This window comes from Neisseria sicca 4320, assembly GCF_000193735.1.
Lineage (GTDB): Bacteria > Pseudomonadota > Gammaproteobacteria > Burkholderiales > Neisseriaceae > Neisseria > Neisseria sicca_E.
The window spans coordinates 1-940 of record NZ_AEPF01000086.1 but is presented as its reverse complement, the minus strand read 5'-3'; the positions used below and the strand labels follow the sequence as shown (position 1 = coordinate 940).

Annotated in this window: 1 protein-coding gene; it reads left to right on the top strand. The window is 54.7% G+C overall.

The window, feature by feature from the left end; genetic code table 11:
- Positions 1–83: 83 nt before the first annotated feature.
- Positions 84–940 (top strand): IS110 family RNA-guided transposase (locus NSCA4_RS0108520; protein WP_036538327.1); only part of this gene is annotated, 857 nt, incomplete at its 3' end.

The window sequence follows — 940 nt, the reverse complement described above, 5'->3', positions numbered from 1 at the left end:
AAGGCAAACAACCGTCGCGTAGCTCAGGGAGCGGCCGGGCAACCCATCGACACAACCGGACAGTTGCCGGACAACACAACCGAATGCAAGGCAGGTTTATGATGAGTACCCAACACAATTATGCAGGCATCGACATCGCCAAACGAAACTTCGTCATCGCCGTTTCGTCTTTGTCTAAAACCAAAACCGAAACCAACAACCCCAAAGGTATCGCCCATACCGTCGAATACCTTAAAAAGCACAACGTCGCCCTCGTCGTGATGGAAAGCACCGGCGGTCTCGAAATCCCCGCCGCCAAAGCCATCCACCGCGCAGGCATAGCCGTGGTTATCGCCAACCCGCGTCAGACGCATCAGTTTGCCCAATCGCAGTCGCTGACCAAAACCGATGCCAAAGATGCCCAAATGCTCGCCTTCTTCGCACAGATGATGACGCAGAAAGAAGGTTGGCAAACCATGCTCTACCAACCGCCCACCGAAGCGGAAGAAGTGTTGGAAGCATTGGTCAACCGCCGCAACCAACTGGTGGATATGCGGACTGCCGAGAAAAACCGTCTGCATCAGGTTCACGAAACGCAAGTCGAAAGCGTCAAACAACTGATTGCCCATTTTGACCGGCTGATTGACGAATTGGACAAACAAATCGACGACCACACCCACACGCATTTTGACGGCAAAGCCAAAGTGGCAGAGCAAATCAAAGGCATCGGTTCGATAACGGCGGCTACGCTGATGGCGATGCTGCCCGAATTGGGACGGCTGTCGCACAAACGGCTGGCGAGTTTGGTCGGTATGGCCCCGCACCCGAGGGAGAGCGGGGAAACCAAATTCAAAAGCCGCTGCTTCGGCGGAAGGTCTGCGGTGCGTAAGGCGCTGTATATGGCTACCGTGGTAGCGACACGTTTTGAACCGCTTATTCGGGATTTCTATCAGCGCCTGCT